Here is a 15702-nt window from a genome sequence, read left to right as displayed (position 1 = left end):
CCAAGTAAATGGCGGCGCTCTGCGCCGCCATTTACTTGGATATTAGCCGTAGGGTCTTGGATAGGGTTTGAGCATCGGTGAAGCGCGATAGACAGGAAAAATTTGGACGGCTTGACCACCACGCTTAATCGGCACATCGGCAATTTTTTCTAAGGATTGAAAGTAATCCTTGTATTTATCTAAAGGTTGGGGAAAGCGCTCATCCTTGAGAAACTGCTCGGAGGTGATATAAAGCGAAGTCTTGCCGACAAAATCCTGAGCCTTACTCCAATAGGCAAAACCGCGTAAATCCTCATCGAAGCAAGTGATTTTTTTACCCAGTGGCTCGATTGCCATGCCCACTTGTCCTGCCATAAAGAAGTTATTACTAAACACAAAATCGGCTTTTTGGAGTTCTTCCTTCAGTATTGGTGAATCGATAAAGGCTTGGCGTAACTGTTCAATATCAATCATTTGGGTAGAAGCATCGTCTTTGGCTTCCAAGAAACCACCTGAGATCGCATTATCTCCACCCTTTTGCGCAATGCCCCAATGCACATGCAGCAAGCCAATCAGCAACAGTGGCAAAATAACTACTCCCGAACCCCAGAGCCAATTGCGAATAAATTTGGGTCGTTGTAATTGCACTTGCGCCGCTCTTTCGCCGAGTAACAGGGTTGCCCCAAAAAATCCGGGCATATGCCATGACGGCAAAATTTGGATAAAACCACCCAAAAAGGTAAACCCAAAGAAAATCGGCATCGACACACAGAGGATTAGCAGTCGTTTGCTTTGCAACAAATTATTTGCGATCGCAGTTTCATCATCACCTGCATCTACTTTTTTTGGAATTTGTTTTGCCCCTTGCAGCAACTCTCCCAACGTCCGAAAACCAGTCCACCACAAGGGAATACCAAAAGTCGGGAAAAGATAGCCCAGAGCCAATAAAATAGTCACCAACAAGCGCTCTAGGTTATAGCCCTCTGAAGGTACAGCACGACCACTCTGAAAGCGAAATGAGGCAAATTCATGTTGGGCATTCCAGATCAAAACTGGAGAAATTGCGATCGCAAATAGTAAAAAAGATGCCACAGTCCATGGTGAAAATAGGGCGCGGCGATGGGGTGGACTCAGCAAACAAAACAGTAATAGTCCACCACCAAGTAATGCGCCATGGTACTTACCTAAAAAGGCAAGCCCAACACATAAACCAATGATTGCGAGGCGATAGGTGGGCTGATATTTGAGTTGATTTTGGGGTTGATTTTGAATATTGTGACCATTCGGGAAAAATTCTGCCGCAGCCACCCATAAACAAGCTGCCCAAAAGAACATCAAAGCATTGTCGGGCAGGGTGAGAATCCCAAAGGCAATCTGAAAAACAGGAATCGTAGTCAGAATTGCCAGAGTTAAGGTAGCAGTGCGATCGCCAAATAGCCTTTTACTGGCTAAATAGGAAAAAATTAATGTGCCTGTATAGAGCAGAACTCCACCAATCCGCAGGGTAAAAGGTGTCACTGCTCCTGTTAACCAGATACCAAACCCTGCCGTAAATGCAACCAGTGGCGGATGATCAAAATAGCTGAGATGGAGATTTTGGGTATAGAGGTAATAGTAAGACTCATCAAAACCAATATTGAGATAGATGGCACATACAGCCCTAAACAGGAAACCCCACAATAATATGGCGATCGCCCACTTATGAATTTTCACACTAGATTCCTTTTAGATTTAATTTATTTAATTTATTTAATTTAATTGCGTCCAGCTAAATAGCCAGATATAGCTAAAACCCAGAACCAAAACCTGTGGCACACGCTGCGCGTGCGCCACAGGTTTTGGGTTTTTATATTTAATTGCAAGATCTATATAGCAATCCTAAATCATTTTATGGAGCGGAAATCTTCGCTAACAGTTGGCTCAAGCCGATTGTCTTTCCATGAATCACTCTGGCATTTGCTATATAGCCAAGCAATTTTTGTGTAGGACGTGACACCCGAAGAGAGAGTTGTGGCACAAAGCGCCGCCACTCTCTCTTCGGTTTTTTGGTTTGTACGAGCTAACTGTCAATTGCTATATAATTCGGCATGATTACATGAAATTTAGACAGAGTGGATCGCCATGCCAAGAGAACCAAGAAAGCCTAATGAATACATCGTGCATTTAAAGCTAGAAGGTGGACAAGAGGTAACCACAAAATTTACGACCATCGAAGAAGTAAAAACTTGGTACGCATCACAATTTAAGGCAAAGTCTAATGAAGATGACCTCATGCCTATTCCCATCAAGGCTGAGTTAAATGAGATTTTGTTAGTCCGCCCCAAGCGTGTCATTGCAATTCATGTTGAGCCAGTTTATTCCTCCAGCGTCGAGATGTTTGCCTAAAATCAAAAGGGGACACAATGTGTCCCTCTTTGATTACGTTATCAATCCAACATCTCAATGCCTTTACATCAAGCTTCGGGGCGAGCGCGTTTAGGTCTAGCGCTGTCCTTACTTACGGTTTTACTTTGGGGATTTTTAGCGATCGCACTCAAGATCGTCCTCCAAGAATTAGATCCCTTTACCGTGACGTGGTTTCGGTTTACGGTGGCAGGAGTTGTGTTGGGGGGCTATCTGGCGATGCGGCGACAGTTCCCCACATGGCAACAGTTACGCAAACTATCTTTGCCAATATTTTTAATTGCGGTGGCAGGACTATCGCTAAACTACATTTTGTTTTTAATTGGCTTGGGCAAGACCTCTGCAAATAATGCTCAAGTTTTAACCCAGCTAGCGCCTGTAATGATGGGACTAGCTTCATTAGTAATTTTCAAAGAGAAATATAACTATTGGCAGTGGGGCGGCATTACCTTACTGGTGTTTGGACTGGTGCTATTTTCCCATGATCAATTGCGATCGCTAGTCACCACCTTTGACAGCTACCTGTGGGGCAATGTTTTACTAATACTAGGAGCAATTGTCTGGGCATTCTATGGTCTAGCGCAAAAACAATTGCTACTGCATTTACCATCACCATCGGTGATGTTGGCTCTATATTTGAGTGCCGCTGCTTTATTTGCACCGATGGCACAACCCGCAAGCTTGCTCAACCTATCTGGTTCGCATCTAGCGATTTTAATATTTTGTGCGTTTAATACCTTGCTGGGCTATGGAGCATTTGCAGCAGCCCTTGAGCATTGGGAAGCGTCACGGGTGAGCGTAGTTTTGACGCTCACACCCCTAATTACCCTTTCGGCATCAGCAATCTTGCCAAACTTTGTACCGCAATTATTAGCGCATTCACCCCTTAGTTTATTGGGTTGGATTGGTGCGATCGCAGTTGTGGCTGGTTCCATGGCAACTTCTCTCAGCACCAAGTCAAAAAACTAATGCAATCTAAAATCCTGTAACCCTTGCTTGGCAAAGGTTACAGGATTGAAAGTTGTTTTTTTTGAAAAAAAATTTAAAAAAGGTTGCACGATTGCCACATTTATACGCTATAGTTATTAACGCTGAAGTCAATGACACAGCAAACGCGCTACATTCCTCAGTAGCTCAGTGGTAGAGCAATCGGCTGTTAACCGATCGGTCGCAGGTTCGAATCCCGCCTGGGGAGTTAATTAAAAAAAGAGACTTGGCAGTAATGCCAAGTCTCTTTTTTTTAGCGACTTAAAACATAATTAGGGACAACTGCGCTGCCCCTAATTGTGTTCTTAAGTTGTAGATTCAATCCATTGAGTAGCTTTGTGGCTATCGAGAGGATGAGAAATAAAGAATCCCTGTATATCAATGCAGCTACCCCCTAGTTCTTCAAAATAACCTAGTTCTTGCGCTGTCTCCACACCCTCAATGACAATGCCCATGCCTAGAGTGTTAGCGAGGCGCAAAATAGACTGAATAATTCTTTGGCTTTTGATATCGGTAGAAACCTTGCTGGTAAAACTGCGATCAATCTTTAGTACATCGATGGGGAGTCGTTGCAGATAGCTAAACGATGAGTAGCCAGTGCCGAAATCATCGATGTATACCTGTACTCCTAACTCGCGCAATTGTTCCAGCTTTTGCGAAGAGACGGTAATGTTATTCATTAAGATAGTTTCAGTCAACTCTAACTTGATAGAGCTAGGTAAAATCTGTTGTTCTTCAATAATTGATTGAATCCGTTCCACAAAATCTAGTTGCATTACTTGAACGGTGGAAACATTAATACTTAGGGTCAGCGGTGGAATTTTGGGAAAGTCTTGTTGCCATTTTCGGAGCTGTTTACAAGCAGATACTAAAACCCAATAGCCTACATCAATAATCTCTTCAGTCTCTTCTAGAATTGGTAGAAATTCTTGTGGAGAAATTAGCCCTTGTAAAGGATGCATCCAGCGCAGTAAAACTTCAAAACCTGTTAGTCTGTGTTGATGTAGCGAAACGATGGGCTGATAAACCAAGTGAAATTCTTGTTTGGCAATAGCTTGACGTAAATCATTTTCGAGTTGCCAACGTGCCCTCGCACCTTGATTCATATCAGTTTTAAATACAGCCTGTTTACCTCGACCAAAACTACGGGAATAGTGCATGGCAATATGAGCATCCCGTAGAATTTCATTGGCACATATATATTCAAGATCACTGATGGCAATGCCAATACTAACAGAGGTGAAGATTTGATATTCTTCAATCAAAAACTCTTGCTTAATATCTTCTATAATTTGATTTGCTAATTCTGTGATTAGGCTTTCTAGTTCTGGATAGTCTTGATCATTACTCTCAACTAGAATTGCAAATTCATCACTATCGATTCTTGCTATCGTTGTATTAATTTTTTGATGTACAGATAGACGCTTACTAATATCCTTTAAAAGTTGATCACCAATAGAAATGCCAAAGTTATCATTAATCAATTTGAAGCGATCGCAGTCTATAAATAACACCCCAAAATTATGACTAGACTCAGATTTTAATTTTGCAAATGCTAAATCTAGAGACTTCATAAATGAGTCTCGATTTGGTAAACCTGTTAAAGAGTCATGGAGTTGACTATGATGCAGTTTGGCAATAATTTTATCGCGCTCAATTCTAATGTCATCGGATTTCATTAGTAATTGCATTTGATGAATTGCGATCGCAAGCTGAGTTCCCAAATTTTCTAGTAGCTCTATTTCCCATGGTTGCCAAGCCTGCATATCATCATATTGATGAATAATCAGTAATCCCCACAATTTTTTATCGCTGGGAATCGCAACAGCGATGCTAGAGTGTACACCTAAGGGAATGAGCGAATCCGTGATTTTGGAATCAACATCGGGAGCATTAAGATCATGAATAACCTGACTAATGCAGGTTCGGTAATTATCTAACCATTGGCGATCAGTATAAATTGATGGTAGGAGTTGTCCTAATAAAGAGCGATGGGGAGCGCAAACTGCTTCATACTCAATAGGTTGGGAATCTTGCTCAGTAAATTGATAGACAATTACATGATCTTTTTGTAGTAATTGATATGTCTCTATGACGACAGTTTCTAGTAGATCATTAACATTGATCGCTTGTTTGAGACGTGCGAACATTAATGCTAATAAAACATAGATTTTGTCTTCATTTTGCTCTGCGACATTTAGCTGAGACTGATTTAGTTGTCTAATTCTTTGTTTGAGATTACCTATTTCTTTGTCAAGGTTATCAAAGCAGTTGCCGAGAGATTCACCAATTGATTTAATAGTTATTAAGTCATTCTGCTGTTGTTGGCTTAACTGTTCAGAATTGGTAATACGATCAACACAGTCAATTAATGTCAATAACATGTCAGAAATGTTGTCTTGCATAATTGTAAAAGCTTTGACTGATGATATTTAAATCAAAACATATATTTGCATAAAAATCAGTATAAATTTAACTAAAAATAGGGGAAATAACTATCTACTCCTTATTTTTTAGTAAGTATCCAAAAAAGAGTGGCGGCGTTTCGCGCCGCCACTCTTTTTTGGCTTTTAGGTTTGTCCTAACGTAACTAAGTAGCTGGGCATAATTAAAACCTAGAGCTAAAACCTGTGGCGCACGCTGCGCGCGCCACAGGTTTTAGGGTTTTGCACCTAGCTACTTAAGAATTTGAGGCTTGTGGTAGCTCAGCGAATTTGTCAGTAAAGACTTGAACTTCAATATTGGGGTCGTTTCGTAAGCTGAGGGATCGTTTTACAAAGCCCAGATATAGTGGTTTGGAGACACCTTCGCGGGGGTGAATGATTGTACGCGCATAGATTTTCATCTGATCACTGCCTTGGCTATTGCGACCCGATGAAAATAGGTTGCTGCTGGCTTGTTTTAAGGTTGACTCTAGCTCTTGTGGTGTAATTGTGGGTGCGACGGCGATCGTTGCCTGTGGTCCAAAGCGATCGTATACCAACTTGAAGGGAACAGAGCCTTCGATGGATGAGCGAGTAATTGGCTCAAAACTAAGGGAGAACAATCCAACTACTAAAACTACGGAAAACAGAGTTGCACCCACCATTCGATAGCGCCAACTCCACTTAAATGCTACTGCTAGTCCCGTAATTAAGGCACAGACTAAAACAAATACGCCCATGACTTGTGCGAGTTGACCAAATAAAGCAGGCGTTAGCGACATAAATTAATTTATTGTGAATTTTTTAATAACTACTGAGTTCATTTTATAGTGGCTTGCACAGCAAACCGCAAACCCAGATAAATTTTAAAAAAGCTTGTGTTGCAAGCTTTTTTAAAATTTATCTGGGTTTCATAGTTAAATGTAATATAAACCCTGTTCGCTTAAATTTAAGAAATTTAAATTGAGAGATCTCAACATGAACAATCAAAATCATGTCAAGCATTTAGTCAAATATTCACTATTTGCGATCGCAATTTTGGTCAGTCTATCTTTTGTACTCGTTGCTTCGCCAGTGTTAGCTGGAGTGGGCGCAGTGCATTGGAGCTATGGAGGCGCAGATAACCCTACGCAATGGGGACATCTCAGCAAGGATTTTGCTATGTGCGAACAGGGCAAGGATCAGTCACCGATCAACATCAAAAATGCGGTGACATCTAGTACGGCAAATATTAGCTTTGATTACAAGGATTCTCCGTTGGAGATTGTGAATAATGGGCATACGATTCAGATCAACTATGCTCAAGGTAGTAGCGTTACTATTGATGGTAAAAAATACGATTTACTGCAATTTCATTTCCATACCCCTAGTGAACATGAAATTAACGATCGCGCGGCTGCCATGGAATTACATTTAGTGCATCGCAATAATTTGGGACAACTTGCCGTAGTCGGTGTGTTAATTAATCAAGGTGCTGCTAATCCTATGATTGCCGAAATCTGGAATCAAATTCCCAAGGTTGGTGAGACGAATACCGTTAGCGATCGCAAAATTAATGTGGCAGATTTATTGCCTAAAAGTAAAGCCTATTTTAGTTACAATGGCTCATTGACTACGCCGCCCTGTAGTGAAGGTGTAAGTTGGAATATTCTGCAAGCACCAATTACAGTTTCCGCAGAGCAGATTGAAACCTTTGCCAATATTTATCAGGTTGATGCGCGTCCCCTCCAGTCACTCAATGGCAGAACTGTACAACTACATCGTTAATGATTGATGTTACGATCTAACTAAGTAGCTAGGCATAATTAAAAACCATATCTAAAACCTGTGGCGCACGCGCAGCGTGCGCCACAGGTTTTAGGGTTGTATATTTATTGCCCCTAGCTACTTAACCGCAATCAATTTACCGCAATCAAGTTTTTGAAAGTATTGTGACCCAAAAGTTAATGAGTGCAAATCAGTGGCAATGGCAGGATGGCAGACTCACTTGCCATTTATTGTCTGAATGGCAACATGGATTTTTTACACGATCGCACGCGCCAAAATTACCCAACGATCTGCATAATCACCTTGTAGCATCGGGTCGCGCCTATCGAGCAAAACAAGTACATGGCAATCGCTTGGTTCATGCCGATGAGATTGATTCTGAGTCACCACTACCAGAAGCTGATGGTGTGTGGACAACTAAAGATGCCAAGCAAGGCAATCATTCGGTATGGGTTTGTACGGCAGACTGTGTGCCTGTCCTAATTGGCGATTGCAAATCAGGCTCAGTTGCGGCTGTCCATGCGGGTTGGCGTGGTACGGCGGCGGGCATTGTGACTAAGGCAATTACCACCCTGTGCGATCGCGGTAGTGATCTCAAGGATTTACGGGTGGCTCTTGGCCCCGCAATTTCAGGTAGTTCCTATCAGGTGACTCAGGATGTGGCGCATCAGGTGACGGCAACAATTAAGCAGTCGGTGGGTTTACATCCCGATGATCACCCTGAACGGGTGAAGCTAGATTTGCGCCAAGTGCAAGCACAGCAGCTTCAGGAATTAGGAATGCCTCTCGAAAATATTGCGATCGCACCTTACTGCACTTTGCAAAATGAAGAGATTTTCTTTTCCTATCGTCGTTATTTCTTGAATAATCCTAATCCCCATCCCAAAGCGCCACAGGTGCAATGGTCAGGTATTGCGATCGCCTAATCACAAAAAAATAAAAAAGAGCCAGTGCTTAGCACTGGCTCTTTTTTATTCAGAATCTTCAAGAGATGATTTGCGATCGATTAATGCTTCAAGGTCAGCAAATTCATCATTATTTTGGGTTGGTGGCTCGGATGTATTTACTGGCTCAGAATTGCCTACTTGTGTATTTTTGTTGTCCTTGTCAGGGTTGTTGAGTTCTTCGAGCCGAGCCAGAAATTTATCCACTAAAAACTCCTCCACCAAATACTTAGGGGATTTTTTCTGAGCTTCAGCAATTTCTTCGACAGGTGTTTCAGTGGGTGTGGCTAAATTATCGGCATTATCGGAGTCGTTAGACTGCTCAACCTCATTGATGACTGGTTCTGCGATCGCAGCAGTTTCTTCAGCAATCGCGATCGCTTCTGGCGCATTCAAAATTTCATCATCACTTGATTTAATGGATTTACCAAATCCTTTCTTTTTCTGAGGGCTTCCTGCTTTACGAGTCTTTTTTGCAAAGCCAAGAGTTTTTTTATTCTCTTTAGCAACTGTATTGATATCAAACTCCATCAAAGCATTTTCTACCGCAGTATCAATTTGAGGTTGTTCATCAGCTATATTTTCCTCCATAGTTTCAGCAATTTCCAATGGTTCTGATGAATCAACTATAGGCTCATCGACAAGATTCTCAGGAGTAGTCTCTGTTTGCTCTTGTTCTTGCTCTGCTTCAGTTGCAGTTTCTAGGACATCCTCAATATTCTCAGCAATCGGTTTAGCATCTTCAATAGAAACTATTAATTCCTCTTCAGATTTAGTAGTAGTTTCAGCATCTGCAATGGCAGCTATAACTTTCTCTTCAATTATTTCCTCTTCCGAAGTTTCAATGGCAACAATCACTTCCTCTTCAGATTCATTAATAGATTCAGTATCTTCGGCAGTGAAAATTACTTCTAATTCTTGATCAACATTCTCAGCAATTGGCTCAGAATCTTCAATAGCAACTATAACTTCTTCTTCAAATTTAGCAATAGGTTCTTCAGTATCTTCGAGAGCGACAATTACTTCTTCATTAGATTCATTAATAGCTTGTGTAGTTTCAATAAATTCTTCTTCTATTGTGGCAACTACTTCAGGCTCTTCATCGGTTAAGCTTTCAGACTCTTGATTTATCTCTAGCTCTTGAGTCTCTGTGACAACTTCCTCAGTAATTTCTGCGGCTGTCTCAATTGGCTCAGCTTCGACTTCAGGGTGATCTACCACAGTCGCAAGATGTTCAGCTTCTGTAAATACTTGAGTAGTATCTAGATCTTGAATTTCCTCAATTTCTGGCTGATCACTTATGACATCGGTAATTATCTCATTCGACTCAGGAGATAATTCTACTTCAGTAATAGGCTCTAATTCTTCAGAATCGGATGCTGTGACTAATTGCTCAGGTTCAACTTCTGCAAGTTCTGACACTAAGATTTCCTCGCTTGCATCCGTCTGATCTGCCAAATCATAACTTACTTCTATAATTTGTTCAGTCTCTTCCGCAACCTGATCAACCTCAGCAAATTCTGCGATCGCAATTTCACTTACCTCTTCATTCGATTCTTCAGTATGAAGATTTGCGATCGCAATTTCACTTACCTCTTCATATACTTCTGCACTTACCTCTAAATCTGAACTCTCACTCTCAGCAATCACTTCAGCAGGCTCACTAGAATCTGGTAATGTTTCTTCTGACTCACCAGCATCTTGAGCATCCTGTTGCTCATCAATTACTTCAGGTTGCATTACTTCAGGTTGAGCCGAATCCTCAACTTTAGGTAAATCATTGCTAACTACTTGCTCTTCAACTTGATCATTCTCAAGAAACTTCAATAGCTGCGGTGATTGCCAGCCGATACTTGTAAAGCTGTTTTTTACCTTTTCCACGGCAAAAGGCGACAAATTCGCTAACTCTGACTCAGGGGTAAGCTTGACTCTCAATGCGGAAATACCTGCTTGCAGCAACACATTACTCAGAAAAAAGAAAATTTCTGCCCAAACAATACCAAACAGGCGCAAGCCCATCGGAAATGGGGCAATTGTCTGGGCAAGGGGTGCAGACAAATAAATACGGCAAAAAATTACGCCAGTCACAAAAGCCACCGATGCCGCAATCCAGCCTGTGGTGTACCAACCATTGCGACTTTGCTTGACTAAAGACAATACTTGCCGCTCACGCTCACTCAAACTGTCGGCGGGCTTTGCTAAAAACCACAAACTAAATGGGAAAAAGGGTTGCTGCCACTGGAGCCAAGTCACAACTGCGATCGCAGGAGCGCCTAGTAATAAAATCTCAAACCATGCAGGAAATACAGGATCACCCACCGCTAAACCAGCCATGCTTAACGCCAATAGCCAGGGCACAGCCGCAAGCAATGCAATATTGCTCCAGATAAATGGATTGTTTCGTGAATCTGGCGAATCTAGGGAGATTTTGCTGTTGGGTTCCGTGGAATTGGGTGATGTCATAACAGTTAGCCTAAAAAAAACTATCCTAAACCTGTGGTTAAACGAGTCCAGAAACCTTCATAGGTTTGGAGGACTTCTGGTTCTAGCTTGGCAATGCGATCGCTTTTAGCCGTAATCGCTGCCGATGGCTCGAGCGCTTCAATTGCCTTGAGATCATCAGGAATCATCGTTTTTGCCAATTGATTTGTTGTCCCGAAGCTATTGGCATCACTAATTTTAGCGGCAACTTCAGGGCGCATTACATAATTGATCCAAGCATGAGCGCCAGCAATATTCGACGCACCTCTAGGGATGGCAAGGGTATCCGTCCAGATCGACGTGCCATCATTGGGCAACACATATTTGATGTTCGGATCTTGTCTGGCTAGACTAATCCCATCACCTGAAAAGACCATGCACATCATTAAGTCTCCCGAAGCAAGAGGATCTCGCCATGCGTCTGTCGTAAAATTTGCGATCGCAGGCATAAGTTCTCGCAACTTTTGGAAAGCCGCCTCAATTTTGTCAGGCTCCGTGGTGTTATAGGAATGTCCCAGTACATGCAGCGCCATCCCCATCACCTCACGCGGGTCATTGACAAGGGTAATTCGTAGTTCATCCTTGTGTCGCCATAGATAATTCCAATCCGTCGGCTCTTCCCCAATAATCGCCTTGATCGCCTCAACATTATAGGCAAGCCCCGTCGTTCCCAAACTCACAGGCACGCTAAAAACTGCTCCACGATCATGGGGTAGATTTAAATATTGGGGCGCAATATTTTTAAGATTGGGTAATAACTTTTTATTAAGCGGATAAAGCAACTTCAGATCGCGCATCTGGGTCACCATGTAGTCGCTAGGATAAATGATGCTATAGCCCGATCGCCCACCTGAAGCCTCAAGTTTCGCTAACATCACTTCATTGGAGTCGTAGGAGTCGCCCACAACCTTGATTCCTGTTTCCTTGGTGAATTCATCAATCACATCTTGATTATCAATATAGGTCGCCCAACCATAGATATATAGGGTTTGCTTATCCTGAGTGACAGGGCGCTCTACATCTTCACCACCTTCGCCTTCTGCCTGTGGACTATTATCAAAAATGCCGCAGCTAGCCAATGCCGCCGCACTCGCAAAGGCAGATGTGGCATAGGCAGTTTGCTTGAGGAATTTTCGCCGAGAAATACTGATCATAGGATTAGGAATAGAATCACGTTGCGACTGTAGTTTTGGGAAGCGCTACACAATCTTCAGGCATCCATGAAACATAGACCTGACTATTGAATGGTGGAATTTTGTCACCCTGATGATTTGAGCGCACTAGATTGACTCTGACAGGTGGGACATTTTCACTGGCATGTAAATCCACTACAAATTTAGAGTGATCGCCCAAATACAAAACATTATTGAGAATGCCCCGATAGGTGTTGTAGGGCTGGTTTGGATATTCGGTCGAGAGTTTGATTTTTTCAGGCCGCACACTAACTACAGCTTCAGGAATTGGTCGCCAATGTCTTGGTTTCGCCGCCACGACCGCTAATCCTGTTGATGAGCGCAATTCCACAAATGCGCCATCCTGCTCAATCACCCGACATTCAAACAAATTGGTTTCGCCAACAAAATCGGCAACAAATGCTGAGGCAGGGCGATCGTATACATCTGAAGGTGTGCCAATCTGCTCAATTTTGCCTTGATTCATCACGGCAATACGTGAGGAGATTGCCAAGGCTTCCCCCTGATCATGGGTCACCATAATGAAGGAAATCCCCAGATCGTATTGCAAGTTAGATAACTCCACCTGCATCTCTTTACGGAGTTTGAAATCTAGCGCTGCCAATGGTTCATCTAGCAAAATCACCTTCGGTCGATTGACGAGTGCGCGGGCGAGGGCAACCCGTTGCTGCTGACCACCTGATATTTGACTGGGATAACGATCGCTTAAATGATCGAGACGAACTTGCTTGAGGGCATCCTTTACTCTTTGTTGAACTTCAGCTTTTGCGACTCCCTTGACCGAAGGACCAAAGGCAACATTATCGAAAATCGTCATATGTCCAAAGAGGGCATAGCTTTGGAAAACTGTATTGACAGGGCGCTGATAGGCGGGAATATAGGTCATCGGATTGCCTTGGATCAACACTTCCCCTGCTGATGGCTGCTCAAAACCTGCAATTAGGCGCAATAGGGTTGTCTTGCCACATCCTGATGGGCCCAAGATGCTGAATAACTCACCTCGCTGGACTTGCAGATCGACACCTTGGACAACAGTATTTGCCCCAAACATTTTAAAGACTTTCTGAAGCTCCACATCGGGGACAGTACCCGTTGCGGTGGCGAACTGTTTAGCAGTGGTTGACTGTGCCATGTTGTGATATTTCCACGTCTACTAATCCTTAATCATAAACTTTAGCTCTAGAGTGCCTAGGAAAATTCCAAGCTAAAATTCCAAGCTAAAATTCGGGTCACTGAGTTCTTCGCATTCTACCGCGTTGTAGCTGATAAATGAGTTGTAATGTCAAGGCAATTATGATGGAAATTTGTCCTGTAAATGCGAAAACAATCTCGTTGATGGTGATGTTGGAGATCACTAGCCAAGGAAATCCAAAAAATAGCCATAGTCCAGCATAGCGATCAGGGCTGAGGGATAGATTGAGCATGATTAAAACAGGGAGGAAAATGAGTGCGGCAATAATCCCTGTCACCCAAGCGGAGGGGTTGCGGGTTTTGAGCAATAAAACAAGTTGGGCAATGAGCGCCAGTAAAATAATTGTGAGACTTAGGGATGCGACGACAACCATCGCTTTACCGCGCAGTTCTGGCTGATTCCATGAGTTAATCCAAATCAAGATTGGGGCTTGAGTAAATACAAGATTGAGGGCGATCGCAAGGGGGGCTGGGCTTTTGTCTGACCAAATTAAATCTCGAATAATATAACTCAGTCCTGAGGGATGTTCTTCGGTGGTAGATAAGGCTCCAAACCTTACCCAGTCTAAAAGTGCTTGTCGCTGTGGAGTTAGAGCAGAGATCGTGGATAAAAGTAAGAATAAGTTAGCGATGTAGATGATTAGTAAGAGCAGCAATTGGATGTCGTTGGCTCTAGTCGCTGAGCTAATGAAGCCTGATTGCATACAAAATCCGAGCATGAGAATTTGTAAATAGCTGGTGATCCCATAGCTTTGTCCTTTACTGACGAGGGTGGTGTTGGGATTATGAAAGCGTCGTTCTAGTACCCGCCAGATCGCAACACTAAAAATTGCTAAATTTGCGATCGTAAAAATATGTGAAGTCACAATATTTGAAGTAATCGACAAATACCACCATTCCGCCTGAATTGGGTTAAGTTGACCACCTACTAGAATTTGGCTAAAGGAACTCCATGTTGTAAAAATATTCCACCAAACAAAAGCTGGGGCGATCCAAATAAATGTAATAAAGGAAAACACCAAGGCACTAGTGGCAATCTGCCCACCAAATTTTGCTTGCCAACCACTTAGTAATGCAATCAGCAGGGCAGCACTAAAAAGCAGAAAAGCTGTTCCTAGTAGCAATGTGTAAAAGCTGACTAAAAAGGCAATTGGGACATTCGCTCCAATTGCCGCTACCAGTTGATAGGGGATCGTTAGTCCGATGCTGATATAGGCAAGTAGTGGCACGCCCATAATCTTGCCCATCAGAATATTGATGCTTGAGCGAGGACTGATGCGAATAAAGTTAAGCGTACCTTTGTAGTCTTCTAGCGATAGATCGGCAATTAGGCTATAGACACCTGTCAAGAACAAAATAAATGGCTCAGTCCAAGTGATAAATCGAAACTGCTCTAGCCACCAGTCTTGCCAAGAACCAGCGCAGCCAATTCCGCGTATTTGGGTATAACATTCAGGATCAGGAACGCGCTGACTATAAAACAACAGCAGTAAGATTTGAAATAATATAGATATTGCGATCGCAACGATGAGGTTACGCAGTCTTAATCTGCCGCGAATTTCCCGCAATAGTTGAGGATTCCAGTTGCCAACATGATCCAGCCAAGATATTGTTTGTGGCGAATTTGGTGAAAATTTAGGCATAGGGTATTCTATTAAAAAATCATAAACTTAGCATGGAAAATGAATCGGAAATAAGTTCTGCTGATCCTACATCTACTCAGACTAAACCCACTGATCCTAAAAAGGATAAATTGCGATTCGGATTACTTGCGGTCTTAGTCAGTAGTAGTTTATTAATTTGGGTGAGATCGCTAGTCGATGGCAATATAGGTCAACCGACTCCCTTTATATTCCCTGAGCAAATTAATTTTGCTAAAGCTCAAACACAAAAATTAGTAGCAAAACCAAATGATATTGTTGATTCCCAAGATTTTTTTGGAAAGCCTAAATATTTATTTGGGAAAAAATATCAATACTTAATCGATGGTCTACCTATAGAACCCATTTGGTATCTTAGGAAGCTTTGGCAAGGCGCTTAAGCATAAGCCTAATAAAGCAAAGATGAATTCTCGCATTAGCGTTGTCTAAAGTTCTGTCAAAGTTTTTGACCAGACTTTTGCAACGATCCATCCAAGCATTGGAACGTTCGACAATCCAACGCATAGGAATGACGACAAAACCAGATATGCCCAAAGCCTTCTTTTCCTGACCAGACATTTTCGGTGCAACCTTAAACCTAATCTTGGTCATAATCTGTGGATAAATCTCTTCTAAAGCAGGGATCAGTTTATCAGGATGATAACCATGATCAACCATGACAGTTATTTTGGGA

The 15702-nt window shown here is 42.4% G+C and carries 13 protein-coding genes and 1 tRNA gene; 6 read left to right on the top strand and 8 right to left on the bottom strand.

Annotated elements, in window-relative coordinates:
- Positions 1-42: 42 nt before the first annotated feature.
- A complete protein-coding gene (locus H6F41_RS01615; protein ID WP_190401736.1) occupies positions 43-1692 on the bottom strand; it encodes an ArnT family glycosyltransferase in 1650 nt (549 codons plus the stop codon).
- Between the two features lie 408 nt (positions 1693-2100).
- On the opposite strand from H6F41_RS01615, the gene H6F41_RS01610 reads away from it, so the two are divergent.
- The 3 genes from H6F41_RS01610 to H6F41_RS01600 all read left to right on the top strand — a co-directional run bounded on the left by H6F41_RS01610 (position 2101) and on the right by H6F41_RS01600 (position 3577).
- Complete coding sequence (locus H6F41_RS01610) at positions 2101-2364, top strand: hypothetical protein (RefSeq protein ID WP_190401735.1); 264 nt, start codon at positions 2101-2103, stop codon at positions 2362-2364.
- A gap of 57 nt (positions 2365-2421) precedes the next feature.
- Positions 2422-3351 (top strand): DMT family transporter, encoded by a 930-nt coding sequence (locus H6F41_RS01605; protein WP_190401734.1) that lies wholly within the window; start codon positions 2422-2424, stop codon positions 3349-3351.
- Positions 3352-3505: 154 nt separating this feature from the next.
- Positions 3506-3577: transfer RNA gene (locus H6F41_RS01600), tRNA-Asn, on the top strand.
- 97 nt (positions 3578-3674) lie between these two features.
- On the opposite strand, the gene H6F41_RS01595 is transcribed toward H6F41_RS01600, so the two are convergent.
- Together H6F41_RS01595 and H6F41_RS01590 are read right to left on the bottom strand one after the other, a co-directional pair.
- The gene (locus H6F41_RS01595) at positions 3675-5774 is read right to left on the bottom strand and encodes a putative bifunctional diguanylate cyclase/phosphodiesterase (protein ID WP_190401733.1); all 2100 of its coding nucleotides are present in this window, start codon (positions 5772-5774) and stop codon (positions 3675-3677) included.
- 275 nt (positions 5775-6049) lie between these two features.
- Positions 6050-6574, bottom strand: a complete 525-nt coding sequence (locus H6F41_RS01590; protein ID WP_190401732.1) for a Ycf51 family protein — start codon at positions 6572-6574, stop codon at positions 6050-6052.
- A gap of 196 nt (positions 6575-6770) precedes the next feature.
- Between H6F41_RS01590 and H6F41_RS01585 the strand changes: the two genes are divergently transcribed.
- Both H6F41_RS01585 and pgeF read left to right on the top strand, forming a co-directional pair.
- Entirely contained in the window at positions 6771-7559 is a 789-nt protein-coding gene (locus tag H6F41_RS01585) for a carbonic anhydrase (RefSeq protein WP_190401731.1), read from the top strand.
- A gap of 179 nt (positions 7560-7738) precedes the next feature.
- Positions 7739-8485 (top strand): peptidoglycan editing factor PgeF, encoded by a 747-nt coding sequence (pgeF, locus tag H6F41_RS01580; protein WP_190401730.1) that lies wholly within the window; start codon positions 7739-7741, stop codon positions 8483-8485.
- Positions 8486-8530: 45 nt separating this feature from the next.
- Here pgeF and H6F41_RS01575 read toward each other — a convergent pair whose 3' ends face one another.
- The 4 genes from H6F41_RS01575 to H6F41_RS01560 form a co-directional block, all read right to left on the bottom strand.
- Positions 8531-10966, bottom strand: a complete 2436-nt coding sequence (locus tag H6F41_RS01575) for a low-complexity tail membrane protein (RefSeq protein ID WP_190401729.1) — start codon at positions 10964-10966, stop codon at positions 8531-8533.
- A gap of 20 nt (positions 10967-10986) precedes the next feature.
- Complete coding sequence (locus H6F41_RS01570; RefSeq protein ID WP_199288619.1) at positions 10987-12138, bottom strand: ABC transporter substrate-binding protein; 1152 nt, start codon at positions 12136-12138, stop codon at positions 10987-10989.
- Between the two features lie 16 nt (positions 12139-12154).
- A complete protein-coding gene (locus tag H6F41_RS01565) occupies positions 12155-13309 on the bottom strand; it encodes an ABC transporter ATP-binding protein (protein ID WP_190401728.1) in 1155 nt (384 codons plus the stop codon).
- A gap of 97 nt (positions 13310-13406) precedes the next feature.
- Positions 13407-15011: a hypothetical protein gene (locus H6F41_RS01560; RefSeq protein ID WP_190401727.1), complete on the bottom strand. Its 1605-nt coding sequence runs from the start codon at positions 15009-15011 to the stop codon at positions 13407-13409.
- A gap of 32 nt (positions 15012-15043) precedes the next feature.
- Between H6F41_RS01560 and H6F41_RS01555 the strand changes: the two genes are divergently transcribed.
- The gene (locus H6F41_RS01555) at positions 15044-15409 is read left to right on the top strand and encodes a hypothetical protein (RefSeq protein ID WP_190401726.1); all 366 of its coding nucleotides are present in this window, start codon (positions 15044-15046) and stop codon (positions 15407-15409) included.
- Here the strand turns inward: H6F41_RS01555 and H6F41_RS01550 are convergent.
- The coding region (locus H6F41_RS01550; protein WP_190401725.1) for a transposase at positions 15384-15702 on the bottom strand (319 nt) is incomplete at its 5' end. The two genes, H6F41_RS01555 and H6F41_RS01550, sit on opposite strands and share 26 nt — an antisense overlap.

Source organism: Pseudanabaena mucicola FACHB-723 (assembly GCF_014696385.1).
GTDB lineage: Bacteria > Cyanobacteriota > Cyanobacteriia > Pseudanabaenales > Pseudanabaenaceae > Pseudanabaena.
Note: the sequence above shows the minus strand (reverse complement) of the source record. Positions and strands in the feature narration are given on the sequence as shown.

What these genes read in the sequence shown, in the direction of transcription:
- H6F41_RS01610 (WP_190401735.1), top strand. Translation starts at nt 2,101, where the DNA reads ATGCCAAGAGAACCAAGAAAGCCTAATGAATACATCGTGCATTTAAAG.
- H6F41_RS01605 (WP_190401734.1), top strand. Translation starts at nt 2,422, where the DNA reads ATGCCTTTACATCAAGCTTCGGGGCGAGCGCGTTTAGGTCTAGCGCTG.
- H6F41_RS01595 (WP_190401733.1), bottom strand. Translation starts at nt 5,774, where the DNA reads ATGCAAGACAACATTTCTGACATGTTATTGACATTAATTGACTGTGTT.
- H6F41_RS01590 (WP_190401732.1), bottom strand. Translation starts at nt 6,574, where the DNA reads ATGTCGCTAACGCCTGCTTTATTTGGTCAACTCGCACAAGTCATGGGC.
- H6F41_RS01585 (WP_190401731.1), top strand. Translation starts at nt 6,771, where the DNA reads ATGAACAATCAAAATCATGTCAAGCATTTAGTCAAATATTCACTATTT.
- pgeF (WP_190401730.1), top strand. Translation starts at nt 7,739, where the DNA reads ATGAGTGCAAATCAGTGGCAATGGCAGGATGGCAGACTCACTTGCCAT.
- H6F41_RS01575 (WP_190401729.1), bottom strand. Translation starts at nt 10,966, where the DNA reads ATGACATCACCCAATTCCACGGAACCCAACAGCAAAATCTCCCTAGAT.
- H6F41_RS01570 (WP_199288619.1), bottom strand. Translation starts at nt 12,138, where the DNA reads ATGATCAGTATTTCTCGGCGAAAATTCCTCAAGCAAACTGCCTATGCC.
- H6F41_RS01565 (WP_190401728.1), bottom strand. Translation starts at nt 13,309, where the DNA reads ATGGCACAGTCAACCACTGCTAAACAGTTCGCCACCGCAACGGGTACT.
- H6F41_RS01560 (WP_190401727.1), bottom strand. Translation starts at nt 15,011, where the DNA reads ATGCCTAAATTTTCACCAAATTCGCCACAAACAATATCTTGGCTGGAT.
- H6F41_RS01555 (WP_190401726.1), top strand. Translation starts at nt 15,044, where the DNA reads ATGGAAAATGAATCGGAAATAAGTTCTGCTGATCCTACATCTACTCAG.